At 43.0% G+C, this 15,339-nt stretch carries 13 protein-coding genes; 7 read left to right on the top strand and 6 right to left on the bottom strand.

The window, feature by feature from the left end; genetic code table 11:
- Window positions 1–221: 221 nt before the first annotated feature.
- From leuS to HWN40_RS02615, 3 genes are all read left to right on the top strand, one after another.
- Entirely contained in the window at window positions 222–3,110 is a 2,889-nt protein-coding gene (leuS, locus tag HWN40_RS02625) for a leucine--tRNA ligase (protein ID WP_176964298.1), read from the top strand.
- 230 nt (window positions 3,111–3,340) lie between these two features.
- Window positions 3,341–4,390: a radical SAM/SPASM domain-containing protein gene (locus tag HWN40_RS02620; protein WP_176964297.1), complete on the top strand. Its 1,050-nt coding sequence runs from the start codon at window positions 3,341–3,343 to the stop codon at window positions 4,388–4,390.
- A gap of 261 nt (window positions 4,391–4,651) precedes the next feature.
- Window positions 4,652–6,238, top strand: coding sequence for an ATP-binding protein (locus tag HWN40_RS02615; RefSeq protein ID WP_176964296.1), 1,587 nt, complete (start codon window positions 4,652–4,654; stop codon window positions 6,236–6,238).
- A 13-nt stretch (window positions 6,239–6,251) separates the two neighbouring features.
- On the opposite strand, the gene HWN40_RS02610 is transcribed toward HWN40_RS02615, so the two are convergent.
- Window positions 6,252–7,043, bottom strand: a complete 792-nt coding sequence (locus HWN40_RS02610) for a nitrilase-related carbon-nitrogen hydrolase (protein WP_176964295.1) — start codon at window positions 7,041–7,043, stop codon at window positions 6,252–6,254.
- A 23-nt stretch (window positions 7,044–7,066) separates the two neighbouring features.
- Complete coding sequence (locus HWN40_RS02605) at window positions 7,067–7,684, bottom strand: hypothetical protein (protein WP_176964294.1); 618 nt, start codon at window positions 7,682–7,684, stop codon at window positions 7,067–7,069.
- A gap of 388 nt (window positions 7,685–8,072) precedes the next feature.
- Here HWN40_RS02605 and HWN40_RS02600 point away from each other — a divergent pair, with 388 nt between their 5' ends.
- From HWN40_RS02600 to HWN40_RS02590, 3 genes are read left to right on the top strand one after another with little or no spacing between them, the layout of a single operon-like run.
- Window positions 8,073–8,579: an ArsR family transcriptional regulator gene (locus HWN40_RS02600; protein WP_176964293.1), complete on the top strand. Its 507-nt coding sequence runs from the start codon at window positions 8,073–8,075 to the stop codon at window positions 8,577–8,579.
- Between the two features lie 2 nt (window positions 8,580–8,581).
- Complete coding sequence (locus HWN40_RS02595; RefSeq protein ID WP_176964292.1) at window positions 8,582–9,370, top strand: DUF7839 domain-containing protein; 789 nt, start codon at window positions 8,582–8,584, stop codon at window positions 9,368–9,370.
- Window positions 9,371–9,925: a YfcE family phosphodiesterase gene (locus tag HWN40_RS02590; protein WP_343044102.1), complete on the top strand. Its 555-nt coding sequence runs from the start codon at window positions 9,371–9,373 to the stop codon at window positions 9,923–9,925.
- Window positions 9,926–9,950: 25 nt separating this feature from the next.
- Here the strand turns inward: HWN40_RS02590 and HWN40_RS02585 are convergent, their stop codons facing one another.
- From HWN40_RS02585 to HWN40_RS02570, 4 genes are all read right to left on the bottom strand, one after another.
- Entirely contained in the window at window positions 9,951–10,184 is a 234-nt protein-coding gene (locus HWN40_RS02585) for a hypothetical protein (RefSeq protein WP_176964291.1), read from the bottom strand.
- A gap of 130 nt (window positions 10,185–10,314) precedes the next feature.
- On the bottom strand, window positions 10,315–10,881 hold the full coding sequence (locus tag HWN40_RS02580) for an RPA family protein (RefSeq protein ID WP_176964290.1): 567 nt from the start codon (window positions 10,879–10,881) through the stop codon (window positions 10,315–10,317).
- The gene (locus HWN40_RS02575; protein WP_176964289.1) at window positions 10,882–11,811 is read right to left on the bottom strand and encodes a replication factor A; all 930 of its coding nucleotides are present in this window, start codon (window positions 11,809–11,811) and stop codon (window positions 10,882–10,884) included. It lies immediately after the preceding gene.
- 147 nt (window positions 11,812–11,958) lie between these two features.
- Window positions 11,959–13,794 (bottom strand): cation:proton antiporter domain-containing protein, encoded by a 1,836-nt coding sequence (locus HWN40_RS02570; protein ID WP_218165480.1) that lies wholly within the window; start codon window positions 13,792–13,794, stop codon window positions 11,959–11,961.
- 350 nt (window positions 13,795–14,144) lie between these two features.
- Between HWN40_RS02570 and HWN40_RS02565 the strand changes: the two genes are divergently transcribed.
- Window positions 14,145–15,068, top strand: a complete 924-nt coding sequence (locus HWN40_RS02565; RefSeq protein ID WP_176964288.1) for a beta/alpha barrel domain-containing protein — start codon at window positions 14,145–14,147, stop codon at window positions 15,066–15,068.
- Window positions 15,069–15,339: the final 271 nt, after the last annotated feature.

Below are 15,339 nucleotides of genomic sequence, written 5' to 3'. Positions count from 1 at the left end.
ACACATTTTTATTATCTTTTTTAACTTCAAAAACAATATCCGAGCAAAAACAGCTTTAATTCCCGTATGTTTTATTTAGCTTGACACTTATTAGCAGCACAAGAACCTAATATAAGAAAGATTGTCTTTACAAAGTTAAGACACAAAATTGATATTTAGATTTTACCAAGTAAATCACGATTTTATCAAAAATCAAAAACCGGCGTGAGAAGGTGCGAACTATGGAACAGGATTATAATCCGCATGCAGTAGAAAATAAATGGCAGAGCCGCTGGAATGAAAGCCGGGTCTTCGAACCGGAACCCGACGAGAGGGAGAAGTTCTTCATAACGATCCCCTATCCTTACTTAAACGGTAACTTACACGCCGGACACACCAGGACCTTCACAATAGGCGATGTTGTCGCAAGACACAGGAGAATGCTGGGTTATAATGTACTCTACCCAATGGGTTTCCATGTAACAGGTACCCCTATAGTCGGACTTGCAGAACTTATCGCTAACAGGGATCCCCAGACAATGGATGTTTATTCCAGGTTGCACAAGATCCCTGAAGATATCCTGCCATCACTTGACACACCCGAGAAGATAGTGGACTATTTCAGTGTGGAAGCTGAGATCGCAATGCGCTCCATTGGTTATTCCATAGACTGGCGTAGGAAGTTCACAACCACAGATCCCACATATAAGAAGTTCATTGAATGGCAGTTCAACCTGCTGCATGACAAGGGCCTGATTGTAAAGGGATCACATCCTGTAAAATGGTGTCCTAATGACAATAATCCTGTAGAGGACCATGATATCCTCCACGGTGAAGAGGCAACGATTGTCGATTACACGTTCATCAAGTTCGAGTATGACGGTATGATCCTGCCATGTGCCACCCTGCGTCCCGAGACAATTTTCGGAGTCACGAACCTCTGGGTCAACCCTGATATCGAACATGTCAAAGTAAAGGTAAAACAGGACGGAAAAGAGGAGTTCTGGATAGTAAGCAGGGAAGCGTACAATAAGCTGACCTACACTGACAGGGAAGTAGAATTTGTGGAAAAAGTGCCCTCTGAATCTATAATAGGTATCAAGGTAAAGAATCCCCTCACAGAAAAAGAGATTATCACACTGCCCGCATCATTTGTAAAAGGAGGAAACGGAAGCGGAATAGTCATGAGTGTGCCGGCACACGCACCATATGACTATCTGGCGGTCAAAGACCTCTATGACAGGGATCTTTCCGAATATGGCATTACTGAAAATGTCCGGGATATAGAATTCATTTCACTTATCCAGGTAAAGGAGTTCGGAGAATATCCCGCTGTAGACGCTGTTGAGCAGCTCGGAGTAGTGGACCAGAAGGACCCGAAAGCAGAAGAGGCAACCAAACTCGTATACCGTCGCGAGTTCCACGGTGGTGTGCTCAAGGAGAATACCGGAGAGTACGCAGGAATTGCAGTCTCCAAGATCAAGGACGTACTCACCAGAGACCTTCTAGATAAAGGAATCGGAGAGATATTCTACGAATTCAGCGAGCCTGTTGTCTGTCGCTGCGGAACGCCATGTGTTGTGAACATGGTGAAGGGTCAGTGGTTCCTGAACTATTCCAACCCCGAGTGGAAGGATAAGGTCTACAGATGTATCGAGAATATGGAGATAATCCCTGAAGAGATAAGGGTGGAGTTCAACAACAAAGTAGACTGGCTCAAGGACAAGGCATGTGCCAGGAAGAAGGGACTCGGCACAAGACTGCCCTTTGACACGGACTGGCTTATCGAATCCCTTGGAGATTCGACTATCTACATGTCCTATTACATCACCAACAAGTTCTTCTCAAACGGCATACTTCCGGAACAGCTCAAACCCTCACTCTTTGATTATGTACTTCTTGGGAAAGGTACGGTACAGCAGGTTGCAAAGGATACAGGGCTTGATGAACCGCTCATTGCAAACATGAAGTCAGACTTCGATTACTGGTATCCGGTGGATCTCAGATCCTCAGGAAAGGACCTTGTACCAAATCACCTGCTCTTCTTCCTCTTCCACCATGTAGCGATATTCGACGAGGACAGGTGGCCCCGTGCGCTGGCAGTGAACGGTTTCGTATCCCTTGAAGGACAGAAGATGAGCAAGTCCAAGGGACCCATACTCACACTGAAGGAAGCAGTTGACACATACGGTGCAGATGTCTCACGTATGTACATCCTATCCAGTGCTGAGCAGACACAGGATGCTGACTGGAGAAATGCAGGTGTCGAGAGTGCCAAAAAGCAGATGGAAAGGTTCTACAAGCTGGCAAAGGAGATCATCGACTCAGGTGCAAGTTCGGGAATTGATGGAGAACTTCAGCTGATCGACCGCTGGATGCTCAGCAGGTTGCAGCAGTTCGTGAGAGATACAAATAATGACATGACATCCATCAGGACAAGGGGTGCCTTGCAGAATTCCTTCTTCCTGCTGTATAATGACGTCAAATGGTACCAGAGACGCGGCGGAAGCGCGGTACTCTATGACGTACTTGATACATGGGTACGCCTGATGGCACCTTTCACACCTCATATCTGTGAGGAGATCTGGTCTGCCATGGGACACGGTGAAGGAGACTATGTATCCCTGGCACCATATCCGATATTTAACCCGGAATATGTGGACAATGATGCAGAGCTTGCCGAAGAGCTTATAGGTAATACACTCTCGGACATCGAGGAGATTATCAAGGTCACAAAGCTCACCCCGAAGAAGGCTGTGCTGTATACGGCTCCTTCATGGAAGACAGAGGCTTTCAAACTTGCTCTGAAGATGCTGCATGAAGAGGATTTAAATCCCGGCAAGCTCATCAAGACACTTATGTCCGACCCCGAAAACCGCAGATACGGCAAGGAGATACCAAAGTATGTGCAGAAGCTTGTCCCGGACATCAAGAGTATGAAAACAGAGAGACTTGAAAGATTGCTTGGCTTTGACCTTGACGAGCAGAGCATACTCAAAGAGAACGACAGATGTCTTGAGAAGGAGATCGGATGTCCTGTTGAAGTATACACAGCAGACGATCCGGACTATGATCCCGAGAACAAGTCAAGGTTTGCAGCACCCCTGAGACCTGCCATATACCTTGAATAATACTTTTTGTGGCATTGTCACACAGACTTTGCCATACCATATTTTATTCTAATTCAAATAGTTATACATACACTCATATGATTTATTTAGCCGCTCGCTAAAATTTAAGTTTTTGAATAAAATCATCCACACCAGGTTATTAGGATAGAGTCTCAAAAAAGACTCGAATTAGCTTTTAAATTCTGGAATTTAATCTTCTTAAGACTAATGTTTGGGATATTAAATCCAAAATGCATATTACTCTTGTTTCATACTACAAAGCTAAGGGCACTATTTTAATCATCAGTGTCAGATTTGAGAGTAAATATATGGGGTCTGGGAAATCTGAAATAATAGATATCACCCATGGAGGAGTAAGTGGTAAAGTAGCAATCTTTATTCAAAAAAACAATCCATCATTTTATGAAAAGAACATTCTTCCTTCCATATCGCTGGTACAGGATTTTATCATAAAACCCTTGGTAAAGAAAGAAATAGAAAAAAAACTTGATGAAGAAAATTACCCCATTTTTGAGGTTATTGAAATCGAAACGATAAATAGATGCAATGGTGATTGTGCTTTTTGTCCGGTTAACAAAAAAGTGGATTCTCGACCTTTTAAGTTGATGGAACGGGAACTGTTCATTTCTATAATTAATCAGTTGAGCAATTTAAATTTTTCAGGCAAGTTAAACCTTTATTCAAATAATGAGCCATTGCTAGATGAAAGAATTATAGAATTCGCTGAAATTGCGAGACTGAATTTGCCCGACGGACATATCCATTTATTTACAAATGGAACACTACTCACAGTGGAAATGTTCCAAAAACTGATTCCAAATCTGGATTTTCTCCTTATAGATAACTATCACGATAATGACACTCTTAATGATCCGGTCCAGGATATTTTTGATTTTATAAAGGAAAAGCAAGAATTTCATAAAAAAGTAAAAATCCGACTTATACGCAAGAATGCAATTAGAACAACGAGAGGTGGACAGGCACCAAATAAAAGTAAGATTTCTAATTTAACTTCTCCCTGTATTAGTCCATTCAATACTTTTATAGTCAGGCCGGATGGTAAAATAAGCCTGTGTACCCGAGATGCCCTTGGAACATATACTCTGGGAGATCTGACAAAACAAAGTATTGTAGAGATATGGAATGGCAAAGAATTCTGGACTATTAGAAATAAAATACTTCAGGGGAGAAATAAGCTCAATTTATGCAAGGATTGTGACGCATTTGCTTATGTGCCTCATAATATCTTAAGCTTGTTCCATGTTTTACGTGATAAATAAATTTAAAAAAAAGGCTATGCTCCAGAAATAATACATCGCCGGCAAGAGGATAATTGCAAGCAATGACAATGATATCTTTACAAGAAAAATAAAAGAATATAAAAGGAGATCTGCAAAAGATGTATTAAAGCAAATAAATATATATCAAAATTATATATAATTCATATGCTGCATACTACCACAAAAGAGGGTGCAAGGCTGAAAAACAGAAAAATCCTGTTCAAAACTATTTTGACGTGCCTAATACTGATATCTTTTCTAGTGCAGGTGCCCGCAGCCCTTGCGGACAATCAGGATAATACTGTCCGGGTAGGTGTTTTCCATAATGAACCTCTCGTAATTATTGGCCAGGACGGAGAAGTTACAGGCCTTTATGCCAGTATAATCGAGACGATCGCAGAGAACGAAGGATGGGAAATTGACTATATTCCGGAATCTCTGGAAGATAATCTTGAGAGGCTGAAGAATAGTGAGATCGATATTATGGTCTCTGTTCCCCGCTCACCGGAAATGAGTGAGGAGTATATCCTTACTAATGAAAGTGTCACGACCATCTGGGGTGTTGTATATACCTATTCAGGTTCGGATATTGGCTCCATGCAGGACCTTCAGGGAAAGAGAATAGCTGTCCAGAGCTCAGACATATTCTACAAAGACCTGAATGCAAGTACTTCCGGCAGTAATTCAAGCTATAGCTTTGTTGAAACAGACAGTTACAGCGAGGTTCTCAGTCTGGTGGAGAAGGAAGAAGTTGATGCCGGAATAGTTTCAAATCTTTACGGGGAATCCGTTGAAGATGATTATTCAATTTCCGGTCTGTCTATAGTAATAGCTCCTACTGACATGGTATTTGCTCTTTCGGACGGCGCGGACCCACAGATGGCAGAAACCATTGATATTAATGTCAGGCAACTGAAGGAGGACCCCCAATCAGTATACTACTTCGCACAGAGCAGCCAGCCGAATCTTAATACCTGGGAGAGCCCTGCATGGCTCAAACTCAGCGTTGGTGTCGGTGGCGGGCTTCTCCTGCTCTTCATTATTTTAAGCTTCGTCCTGAAGAACAAGATAGAGACAAAAACGGCGGAACTCAATTCAAAGAACCAGGAGCTTGAAGTAGAAGTGAGGGAGAGGAAAGCTGCAGAAACAAAACTCAAACTGTATTTCACCCAGCTCAAACATTCCAATGAGCTGAAGGACCTTTTCACGGATATACTCAGGCATGATCTGATAAATCCTGCCACAGTGATAAAAGGATATGTGGAGTACCTTATCGAATATGAGGAGAACGAACAGAAAATATCAGCCTTAAAAGCTATCGAAAGGAACAACCTGAAACTTATTGAAATGATCGAGAACGCAGCCAATCTGGCAAAGCTGGAAAGTGTTGAAGAGCTTGACTTTGAGGAAACGGACATAGGAAATATTCTGGAGGAGGTTGTGGAAAACCTTCAGCCAAAAGCCGATGAAAAACAGATAAGTATCGATTTCAGACCCGAAGGAAAATACACTGCAAGGGTAAACAGGATAATAGAGGAAGTATTCTCGAACCTGCTCTCCAACAGCATAAAATACTCACCCGAAGGATCAACGATAGAAGTTGTGGTTTCGGAATTTGATGACAGAAGCTTGAAGGTGTCGATAATGGATGAAGGAGAAGGAATCCCTGATGCCGACAAACCACTTATATTCGACCGTTTTGAACGTGTCGGAAAAACCAACATAAAGGGAACAGGATTGGGTCTTGCCATTGTAAAACGTATAATGGAACTGCATGACGGGGATGTGGGAGTGGAAGATAATCCCAAAGGAAAAGGAAGTTTATTCTGGGTTACACTTCACCGCTGAAAACAATCGATTTTCAGTACAGGTCAGGCCTTCTGTCATCAAGAGCTGTTATAGCTTTCCTGACATCTGATGTCTTCTCTGTGTCTATATCATACACAAGTATTGACTCTTCTTCCCCTGCTTTTCTAACAAGCTCGCCGGATGCGTCCACTATCATGGAACTTCCGAAAAAGGACTTATCGGGGTCGCTGCCTGTACGGTTGCAGGCAATATGAGGTATCTGGTTCTCTATGGCCCTTGCCCTGACAAGTGTCTGCCACAGATCACTGCGTGGTTTTGGAAACTCGGCAACTGTTACCAGCATATCGGAACCCATGAGACTGAGCTTTCTGGAGACTTCCGGGAAGCGCAGCTCATAACAGATCTGAAGGCCTATTGTAAGTTCTTTGCTTTGCAGTTTGATTGGTAATATGGAATCACCCGGGGAAAAATATTGCTTTTCCTTTTGGAAAGGATGGGTTTTACGATAGGTACCGGTTATTACACCATTATCGATACAAAATCCCAGGTTGAAGTATTTCTCCCCTTTATCTGATGATATTTTCTCGATGATAGAGGATATTATGATACAACCTTTGTCTCTTGTAAGTTCGGAAAGTTTCCTTAAGGTCGATCCGCCCTCATACTCGGCCGAACCGGGCATATCATCATAACAAAAACCGGTGGAGAAAACTTCCGGGAGTACTATGATCTCTGCGCCCTGCGAGAGAGCGTTATCTATCATGAAAATAGCTTTTTCTATATTCTTTTCTTTCTGGCAGAGGCATATATCTGTCTGGATGCATGCAATTCTGACTTCAGTCATACTAACGTAGCTTCTTTTGATTTTTATCCGAAATCCGCGATAGTCGTTCTTTTGGTCCGTGGTGTCAGGCCACTCATGTCCAGTGAAAGTCTGAGTATCTTTACAAGCAGGCAGTTGGCGTCTTCAAGAAGAACACTGCCATCCATACTGACCTCATATGCAGGATCACCCGGAGGTATGCTTATCTTTGTTATGCCTGAAATATATTCCCTCAGATTTTCATTATTCGATTCTTTTATCATATGCTCTGGACCGGACAGTTGATCGTTTATACTTTTCGTGGTAAAACCGATTTTCAGCAGCTCTTCTTTGAAAACCGGCCTGTCAAGTATGGTGGTCATGACGTAGACCGCGAGAGCAAGGCCAATATTGTGGTCAAAATGTTTTATCTCTCTGGCTATCAGCGAGTAAATATCAGGCTGTGAATTATCACCCTCCGTATCTATCTTTCTGTATACCTTGGAGGGAGGGATGTCGATCTCATCAAGTTTCTTCATGTCCCTGAGAGCACGCAGATATCCTGTCATTATAAGGCGATGTTCATTGACACCGACCTCTTTTAATTCACGTGTGATAGCGCTTATAGAAAGCTGTTTACCTTCTAGGATTTCATAAATGCTAGAATAGAGATTTTCAGGCATGTTTTTCTCGTACCAGTATTGATAACAAACTTGGATAAACCTATCGGTCAAATTTATTTGCAAACTCCTGTTGAGGTAAGTATAAGAACAATAAATCACATAACACCTAAGTCCTTCCGTGTATTTGTGGACAGGCATTGCACATCCCGCCGTAGCCCGTGGACTTTATGAAAAAGGAACAGCTACAAACGTAATGTTCCTTGCTTTGATTGAAGTGATACCGGGATGGGGTTGTATTTTGAAACTGTCTGAAAACAAAACACATTTATTTATCAAAAGCCAATATTAGAGGTACTAAATTACACTTATTTAAGTTAGAGACATCCCACAGGAGCCAATTGAGAGGTTCGAATGTGGTAATTACAGGTCCATATTATGAGGTAATTAAATGAGTAAACGAACAAGAATTATTAATGACCCCTCTGAACTCGTACCTCTGCTTCAAGTTTTTGGATCAAAGAGACACAAGAAAGTTTTTGATGAATTACTTAATCTATGGATGACCAAAGATGATCTGGAAGAGGTATTAGGTACTGATGTGACATCAAGTATCAGTATACTCAAGAAAAGCGGACTCATCGAAAGTCAATGGCATATGCCGGAACCGGGAAAAACGCCTGAGAAGGAATATCGTACATCATATTCAAAAGTACAGACAAATTTTCAGTGTTCTTTTGAGGATATGAGTGACATTATAATGCTGACCTTCATGCCATATGAGGAAGTACAGGACATCATTGAAGAACTTGAAAATCTTGTAGAGCAGGGAAATAATTCGATGAGCAGCCTTACCAGGGCCTTGAACAAGAGTCCTTTGTATATTCGTGCTGTTGCCAGACGTTCCGATAAACTGTCCGTGATGGGACAGAGGCTAAAAATGATGGATGAGGAATAAGAATGATAGAACTCCTTCATAGCAAAAGTGGCATAACCAAATTCCAGATACTGATCGAGGTGGCTGCCCATCAGCCAAACGTCAGGCAAAAGGAGATAGCTGAAAAAATAGGCGTCACTCCCCAGGCGGTTTCCGAGTATATCAAAGAACTCGTCGCCGAGGGACACATCTACTCAGAAGGAAGGGTTCGCTACCGTATCACCAAACAGGGAGTGGAATGGGTACTTGAGAACGCAAATGATATGAAACGTTATGCCCGCTATGTAATGAGTGATATCATAAGTCATGTATCAACCTGGACTGCAATAGCGGAAGAGGACCTTGAAAAAGACACTAAGGTCTATCTTAAGATGAGGGAAGGACTCCTGTACGTAGGTACTGAAGAGGTTACAAGCGCATCCGGCACTACTATATCCGATGCTACGAAAGGAGAGGATGTGGGAGTTACCGACCTTATGGGCCTTATAGACCTTGAGAACGCCAGCATAACCATATGCAGGGTGCCAAGGGTGGAGCGCGGCGGTTCAAAGAATGTTGATCTTGAACGCCTGAGATCCCTTGCAAGATCTAAAGCCTATATTGCTATTGTGGGCGTGGAATCCTTAGTCGCCCTGAAAAAGATAGACATGGAGCCGGATGTTATGTTCGGTGCCAAGGAATCAGTGATCGAAGCTGCATATCATGGTCTCTCATCACTTGTGCTGGCAATAGACGAGGAAGTCCCCACGATCCTTAGCAGGCTCGAAGCAGAGAATCTGGAATACGAGCTTGTTGACCTGAGTATTCAATAGATCAAACAGAAGGGATTTCAAATCACCGTCAAATGCATCATAATTTCTGACACACATCTTGAAAAGGAAGAAATACCACCGTATCTTTCAGAACTCATTGAGGATTACGATCTGATAATACATGCCGGAGACTTTAGTTCACCGCAATTTTACAGGGCACTGGAATCTACCGGGAAATTAAAGGCAGTACACGGAAACTCTGATCATACGGAACTGAAAGAGCTGCTTCCCGAGGAGCTGGTCTTTGAAGTCGAGGACGTTAAAATAGGTGTTGTGCATCAGGGCGGACTGTCTGTGGTCGATACCACATCAATAAGATATAAAGCACTGGAGATGGGAGTTAATGTACTTATATTCGGACATCTGCACAGGCCTATTATAGAAAAAAGCGATGTACTTCTGATCTGTCCCGGATCGCCGAATAAACCCAGGATGTCAGATCCAAGCGCAGTAGAGCTAGTTGTAGACAATGGTTCTGTGAGCACGAAGTTGATTGAGATCACAGGACAATCGTGCAGTTACGTTGATTTCTCCAGGAAGCTCGGGGAAAAATAAAATCGTCCTTCACTTTTTTATTATTTCAGTCCTTATTGTTCACAGTCTCTGTTTTAAACATTACACCTGTGCCTTTCAAAGTCATATGGACTTTATCACTAAAGCGCAGGATTTCATCCAGGTCCACATTATCGCTCCATTCATATACATAGTCATATGCGCCCTGCATTGTTTTAAATCCAAGAGACATAAGACTCCTGTTTACCTCTGAAGGCGTCGTACCTTCACTACTGTACCAGAGCAGAAGATAGGTCTTCATTGAATCACCCTCAAATAATAGATGATACAGAGGCTTATGATACTTTTGGTTATATTTTTTAATATATGAATAAAAAAAGCAAGTATCGGAAAAGTAGGTGCATAGAGATGCACCGGAAAAATGTTTATTATCAGAGTGTCTCTTTCAGTGACCTGAGAGCCTGTGAGACCATTGAATAATACTGCTTCAGATCAGGGTCATAATGTTCCTTCGCCTTTACAGAATCCGGAGAACCGTTCTCCAGTTCCTTCAGACGTGCAAGCGTCTTCTTTGCAGTATCAACCACCCACAGATCCCTTGTCTGTCCGTCAACCACATGAATGGATTCCGGACGTACCGACGTAAGTACATCTCCTTCCCCGGTTGTGTAGGTACTTGGTTTACCGACTATTGCAACAAAGGCAGGAGTATCACATTCCGAAAGGATCTGTGCAGCCTCCGGCTGATACTGTCCGGCATATATCATGAAAGAACCCGTAGGATCTATCACTCTGCCACGCCAGTATTCGGAATCACTTCCTATATCCTCTTTCTCCACAAGGGTACCGACTATGAACAAACGGTTCACCCTGGCACCAGTAGGTATAAGCAGATACTGTGGTGCATACTGGTCATCTCCATCCTTATAGGTCAGGTTTGATTCCCTGAACTCCTGGGCAAAGACCCTGCGTGCAACTTCCCTAGTATAGCCCGCCATTTATACCGCCTCCGCAGCAGTGATGAGTTCATCCAGTTCCGCCTGATCCAGAGCAAGCTTTTGATCAATGGAATCAACCAGCAGGTACCTTTCAATTCTTGAACCGCTGATCGTATAATATTTACCGACCAGGGCTTTTTTCATCTGTTCAAGCACGACTCCCTGGTCAAGGGCATCCGCAGCCATTGCTATGGCGTTTTCCAGGGTCATATCTGTAATATCTTCTGAAATATCTCTTTTGATAATTGCATCCTGGGTTGTGGTACCGTCATCCATTACGGCTTTTATCCTCAGGTCATAGATGCCGTCGACCTTCCCGTGTTCCATACAGGCACCCTTTGTCAGGGCTCTGTTGCACTCAGGACATCTCTTAATAAGGCCGGAACCTGACTGTATATCCACCATGGCACCTGTGAATGTTGCGGTGGAGCTTCCTACTTCCAGATCCTCATCAATGCTTTCAATAGAACTGGTCTTGTTGAGATTTATCTGGAATTTGCCGTTCCATTCATTCACAACAATATTCTTGAAAAGATAGCTTTTGCCTTCCTCAACATCAGGGAGTTCGGCTCTTTCCCATTTTGTAAACTTGATAGTGCCGGTCTCATCACCTACAAGACCCACCTGTGATATGGATTCATGGGTATTCTCCCAGAGCTGTACCACTTTTGCCTTCACATTGGCCCATTTACCATCGGAATTCAGATCAGAGACCATTTTCTGGGGCGATTCTGACTGACCTGTATAAAAATCATTTCTGGGTATATTGTGTTCTTTCAAAAAATAGTTCACAACACTTCTTCTTGCTTCCTCTTTGGGGACCTTGAACTTATTGATCATCTTGTCAAGTCTTTCTTCAATGTCTTCCAGAGGAATCTCTACCCCTAATTCCAGAAACTTTGAGTTAATCTCTTGTGCAATGTCTTTCATTTTCAAACCTCGGCCTCTTGTTTGTTCGTCTTTTTGGAGAGGCAGATATATTGTATGCAGTACTGCTATAAATACAAATAGTAAGCGGGGTGAAAGTATTCAGGCAGATATGAGCCCCAATTTCTGTGAATACCTCACCTGATCCGTTTACCGGTGAAGGATATCGGCAACTTCCTTTGCTGAGTCACCCTCACCGATAACGGTCACAAGATCATCATACTCCAGTACGAAGTTACCATTTGCGATATGGGATTTCTCATCCCTGCGTATCATAAGCAGAAGGCTGTTCTCAGGAAGGGACAGTTCCTTGATGGCCTTGCCGACGATCTTCGGATTTGTAACCCTGGCCTCCAGTATCTCACCTTCTTCACCCACCTCGCACAGGGAGAACATGGAGCTTCTGCCCACCATATTATCCAGCACCAGGGCGGTGGTCATCTGAGGACTCATGGAGCGGATCCCAAGGTCCCAGAAAGCGTGGAGATTCTCCATACTGTTGACCCTGGCAACTATCTGTTCTTCCTTCAGGCCGAACTTACTCTTGGCGATCTGTGAGACCAGCAGGTTGGTATTATCCTGATCTGTGGTTGCCACCACATATTTGGCTTTTTCAATACCCGCTGCCTTTAGCACATTGATGTCCTCTGCATCCCCGTGTACAGCCCTTATACCCTGTTTGAGCAAACGGCTGCATTTCTCCTCGGAGTTATCGACTACAAGGACGTTCTCTCCCCTCTTTTCAAATCTTTCGGCCAGAATCTTTCCGACCTCTCCTCCACCTATTATCAGAATTTCCATTGGTATGACTCCTAGTAAATTGGCCACACTCTTGGCCATTGTGCCTGTCAAGATTACTGTGATTATTACTGTTAAGAAGACAAGACCTACCAGCGTGTCCCCGCCTGCAATATCAAGGGCATCCAGCCTCAGTGCAAAATAAGTTGCAATGGATGCGGGAACAACTCCCCTTGGGCCGATAAAAGAAATGAAAGCTTTTTCCTGTACCTTAAGGCGGGAACTGATGGTCGAGATGAAGACCGCTGCCGGCCTGACCAGAACCATAAGCAGCACTACAACCAGTATTCCGTTCCAGCCCAGGTTGAGAATGTTCTGGAAACGCAACATGGCAGCAAGAAGAATGAATATCAGTGAAAGCATTACAAGTACAAGATCCGACTTAAACTCCTTGAGTGCCTCTTTATGCGGTATCTTTGAAGTACCGATCATAATTCCAAATACTGCCACAGCCAGGATTCCTGATTCATTACCCAGAAGTTCAGATGTAACATACGCTGCAAGAACCAGAGTAAGGGTAACCAACCTTGCAGTCTGGTCGGTTACCACCGAACCACTGGAAAGAGCACGCTTGAGTAGCTCACCACTGAGACTACCTATGACCAGACCGATCAGTAGCCTCTGCAGTATGAAAGCAACTGCTTCAAAACCTGAAAGCTGGGATACTATCCATTCGAACATGAACGCAGCAATAATAACACTTGCAGCGTCATTGAGCACACCTTCTATTTCCAGTATTTTGCTGATCTTGTGGCTGACGTGTATATTCCTTACAAGCGGAGTTATTACCGTCGGTCCGGTAGCTGCCACAAGTCCTCCGAAAAGAGCTGCGAGTTCTATTGGCAGGTCAAGAAGTAGATAGGTTACGGCAGTGGCTCCTATGAAAGTAATCAGTACGCCGATTGTCGTGAGCTTCAGAGCTGTTTTCTGAATGGTCCTGATGCTCTTGAGATCAATATGAAGACCACCGTCAAAAACGATGATAGCAACTGAGAACGAAACAATGGCGGTCAGTCCGTCACCAAAAAGCATCGGATTAATGATGCCAAGTACTTCAGGTCCTGCAATTATACCTTCAAACAAAAGAAAAAGTATGATAGGAACCTTGAATTTTCTGCTGAGAAACTGGGCGATAAGGCTCATGGAGAGCACGAAGACCGCCAGACCTAAAAAGTATATAGAGTTCACAAGAAATCCCCGTTATGAATGTAATATAATCTCACTTAATTTCACTAAGCTGATCATGATATATGATCCATCTGTAAAATATCATCTTATTTCTTATCCCCGCAACAATGGTCATAAGCATTGCCTTTTATCAGTAACATTATTCAGGACTATATCTTTTTCGTCTATACAATGCAATATATTATATTAAACATTACCATTGTTTCCCGGACAGTATTGCCAGCAGGGTCACTACTTTCGCATATTTAGGACTTCACACACAATGTTTAAAATAGAAAAACATGATTAATGATACTTACGAAATAAAAAGCAGATTACATAATAAACATTTTCAGGTTTAAGTGATACAAATGGTTTCAATTAGGGAAGAAGATATAAAGATACCTTTAGACGTTCCGCTCGCTGCTCGTGAAACATATATCCGCAACTATATGGAGATCACAAGAGAAACAGGCAGAATGATGCTTTTTGCAGGTGACCAGAAGGTAGAGCACCTTAACGATGACTTTTTCGGAGAAGATATTCCGGAAGATGACAATGATCCGGAACACCTCTTCAGGATCGCATCAAAGGGAAAAATAGGTGTTTTTGCCACCCAGCTAGGCCTTATTGCAAGATACGGAATGGATTACGCTGATGTGCCATACCTTGTGAAGATAAACTCAAAAACAAATCTCGTGAAGACAAAGCAGATGGATCCGTTCAGCAACCAGCTATATGACATTGAGCAGATCGTGGAATTCCGCGAGAACAGCGGACTCAAGATCCTTGGGATCGGATATACCATCTATCTTGGAAGTGAGTTCGAGGCTGATATGCTCAACCAGGCAGCCCAGTTGATATACAACGCACACAAGCATGGACTCATAACAGTGCTCTGGATATACCCGAGAGGAGCTGCGGTTGCCGACGAGAAGGACCCACACCTGATAGCAGGAGCTACCGGTGTCGGTGCAACCCTCAATGCTGACTTCGTTAAGGTGAACTACCCGAAAAAGGAAGGTGAAAAATCCGAAGAGGTGTTCAAGGAAGCAGTTCTGGCCGCCGGAAGGACAAAGGTTGTATGTGCAGGCGGATCCAGTGATGACAGCGCAAAGTTCCTGGAAAAACTGCATAAACAGATACACATAAGCGGTGCTCAGGGTAATGCAACCGGAAGGAATGTTCATCAGAAATCCCTTGACGAAGCTGTCAGAATGTGCAATGCGATCTATGCTATCACAATAGATGATGCATCGGTGGATGAAGCCCTGAAAATATACGATAATAAGTAATTCACAGGGATAAATTCTATACTTTCCTTCTTTTTACAGGTTCAAATACGGTTTCTCTACTTGAAACCGTCTTTTATTTTTAAATCGTGCCTTATATCCATGAAAGCTATTCTTTTTTGAATAGTCACCCGGTAGATATTATTGAAATATAATTGATGAGATTCTGTCAAAATAAAACTATTATGAAATATTTATATATTAATAGTCGGAATATTTTTTCTGGCCAGACTGGAAAATAAATACCAGTCAGAAAAGAAAGCAGATTCATGTA

Source organism: Methanolobus zinderi, from assembly GCF_013388255.1.
GTDB classification, from domain to species: domain Archaea; phylum Halobacteriota; class Methanosarcinia; order Methanosarcinales; family Methanosarcinaceae; genus Methanolobus; species Methanolobus zinderi.
The sequence above is the reverse complement of the archived record's forward strand: the minus strand, read 5'-3'. Positions and strand labels throughout refer to the sequence as shown.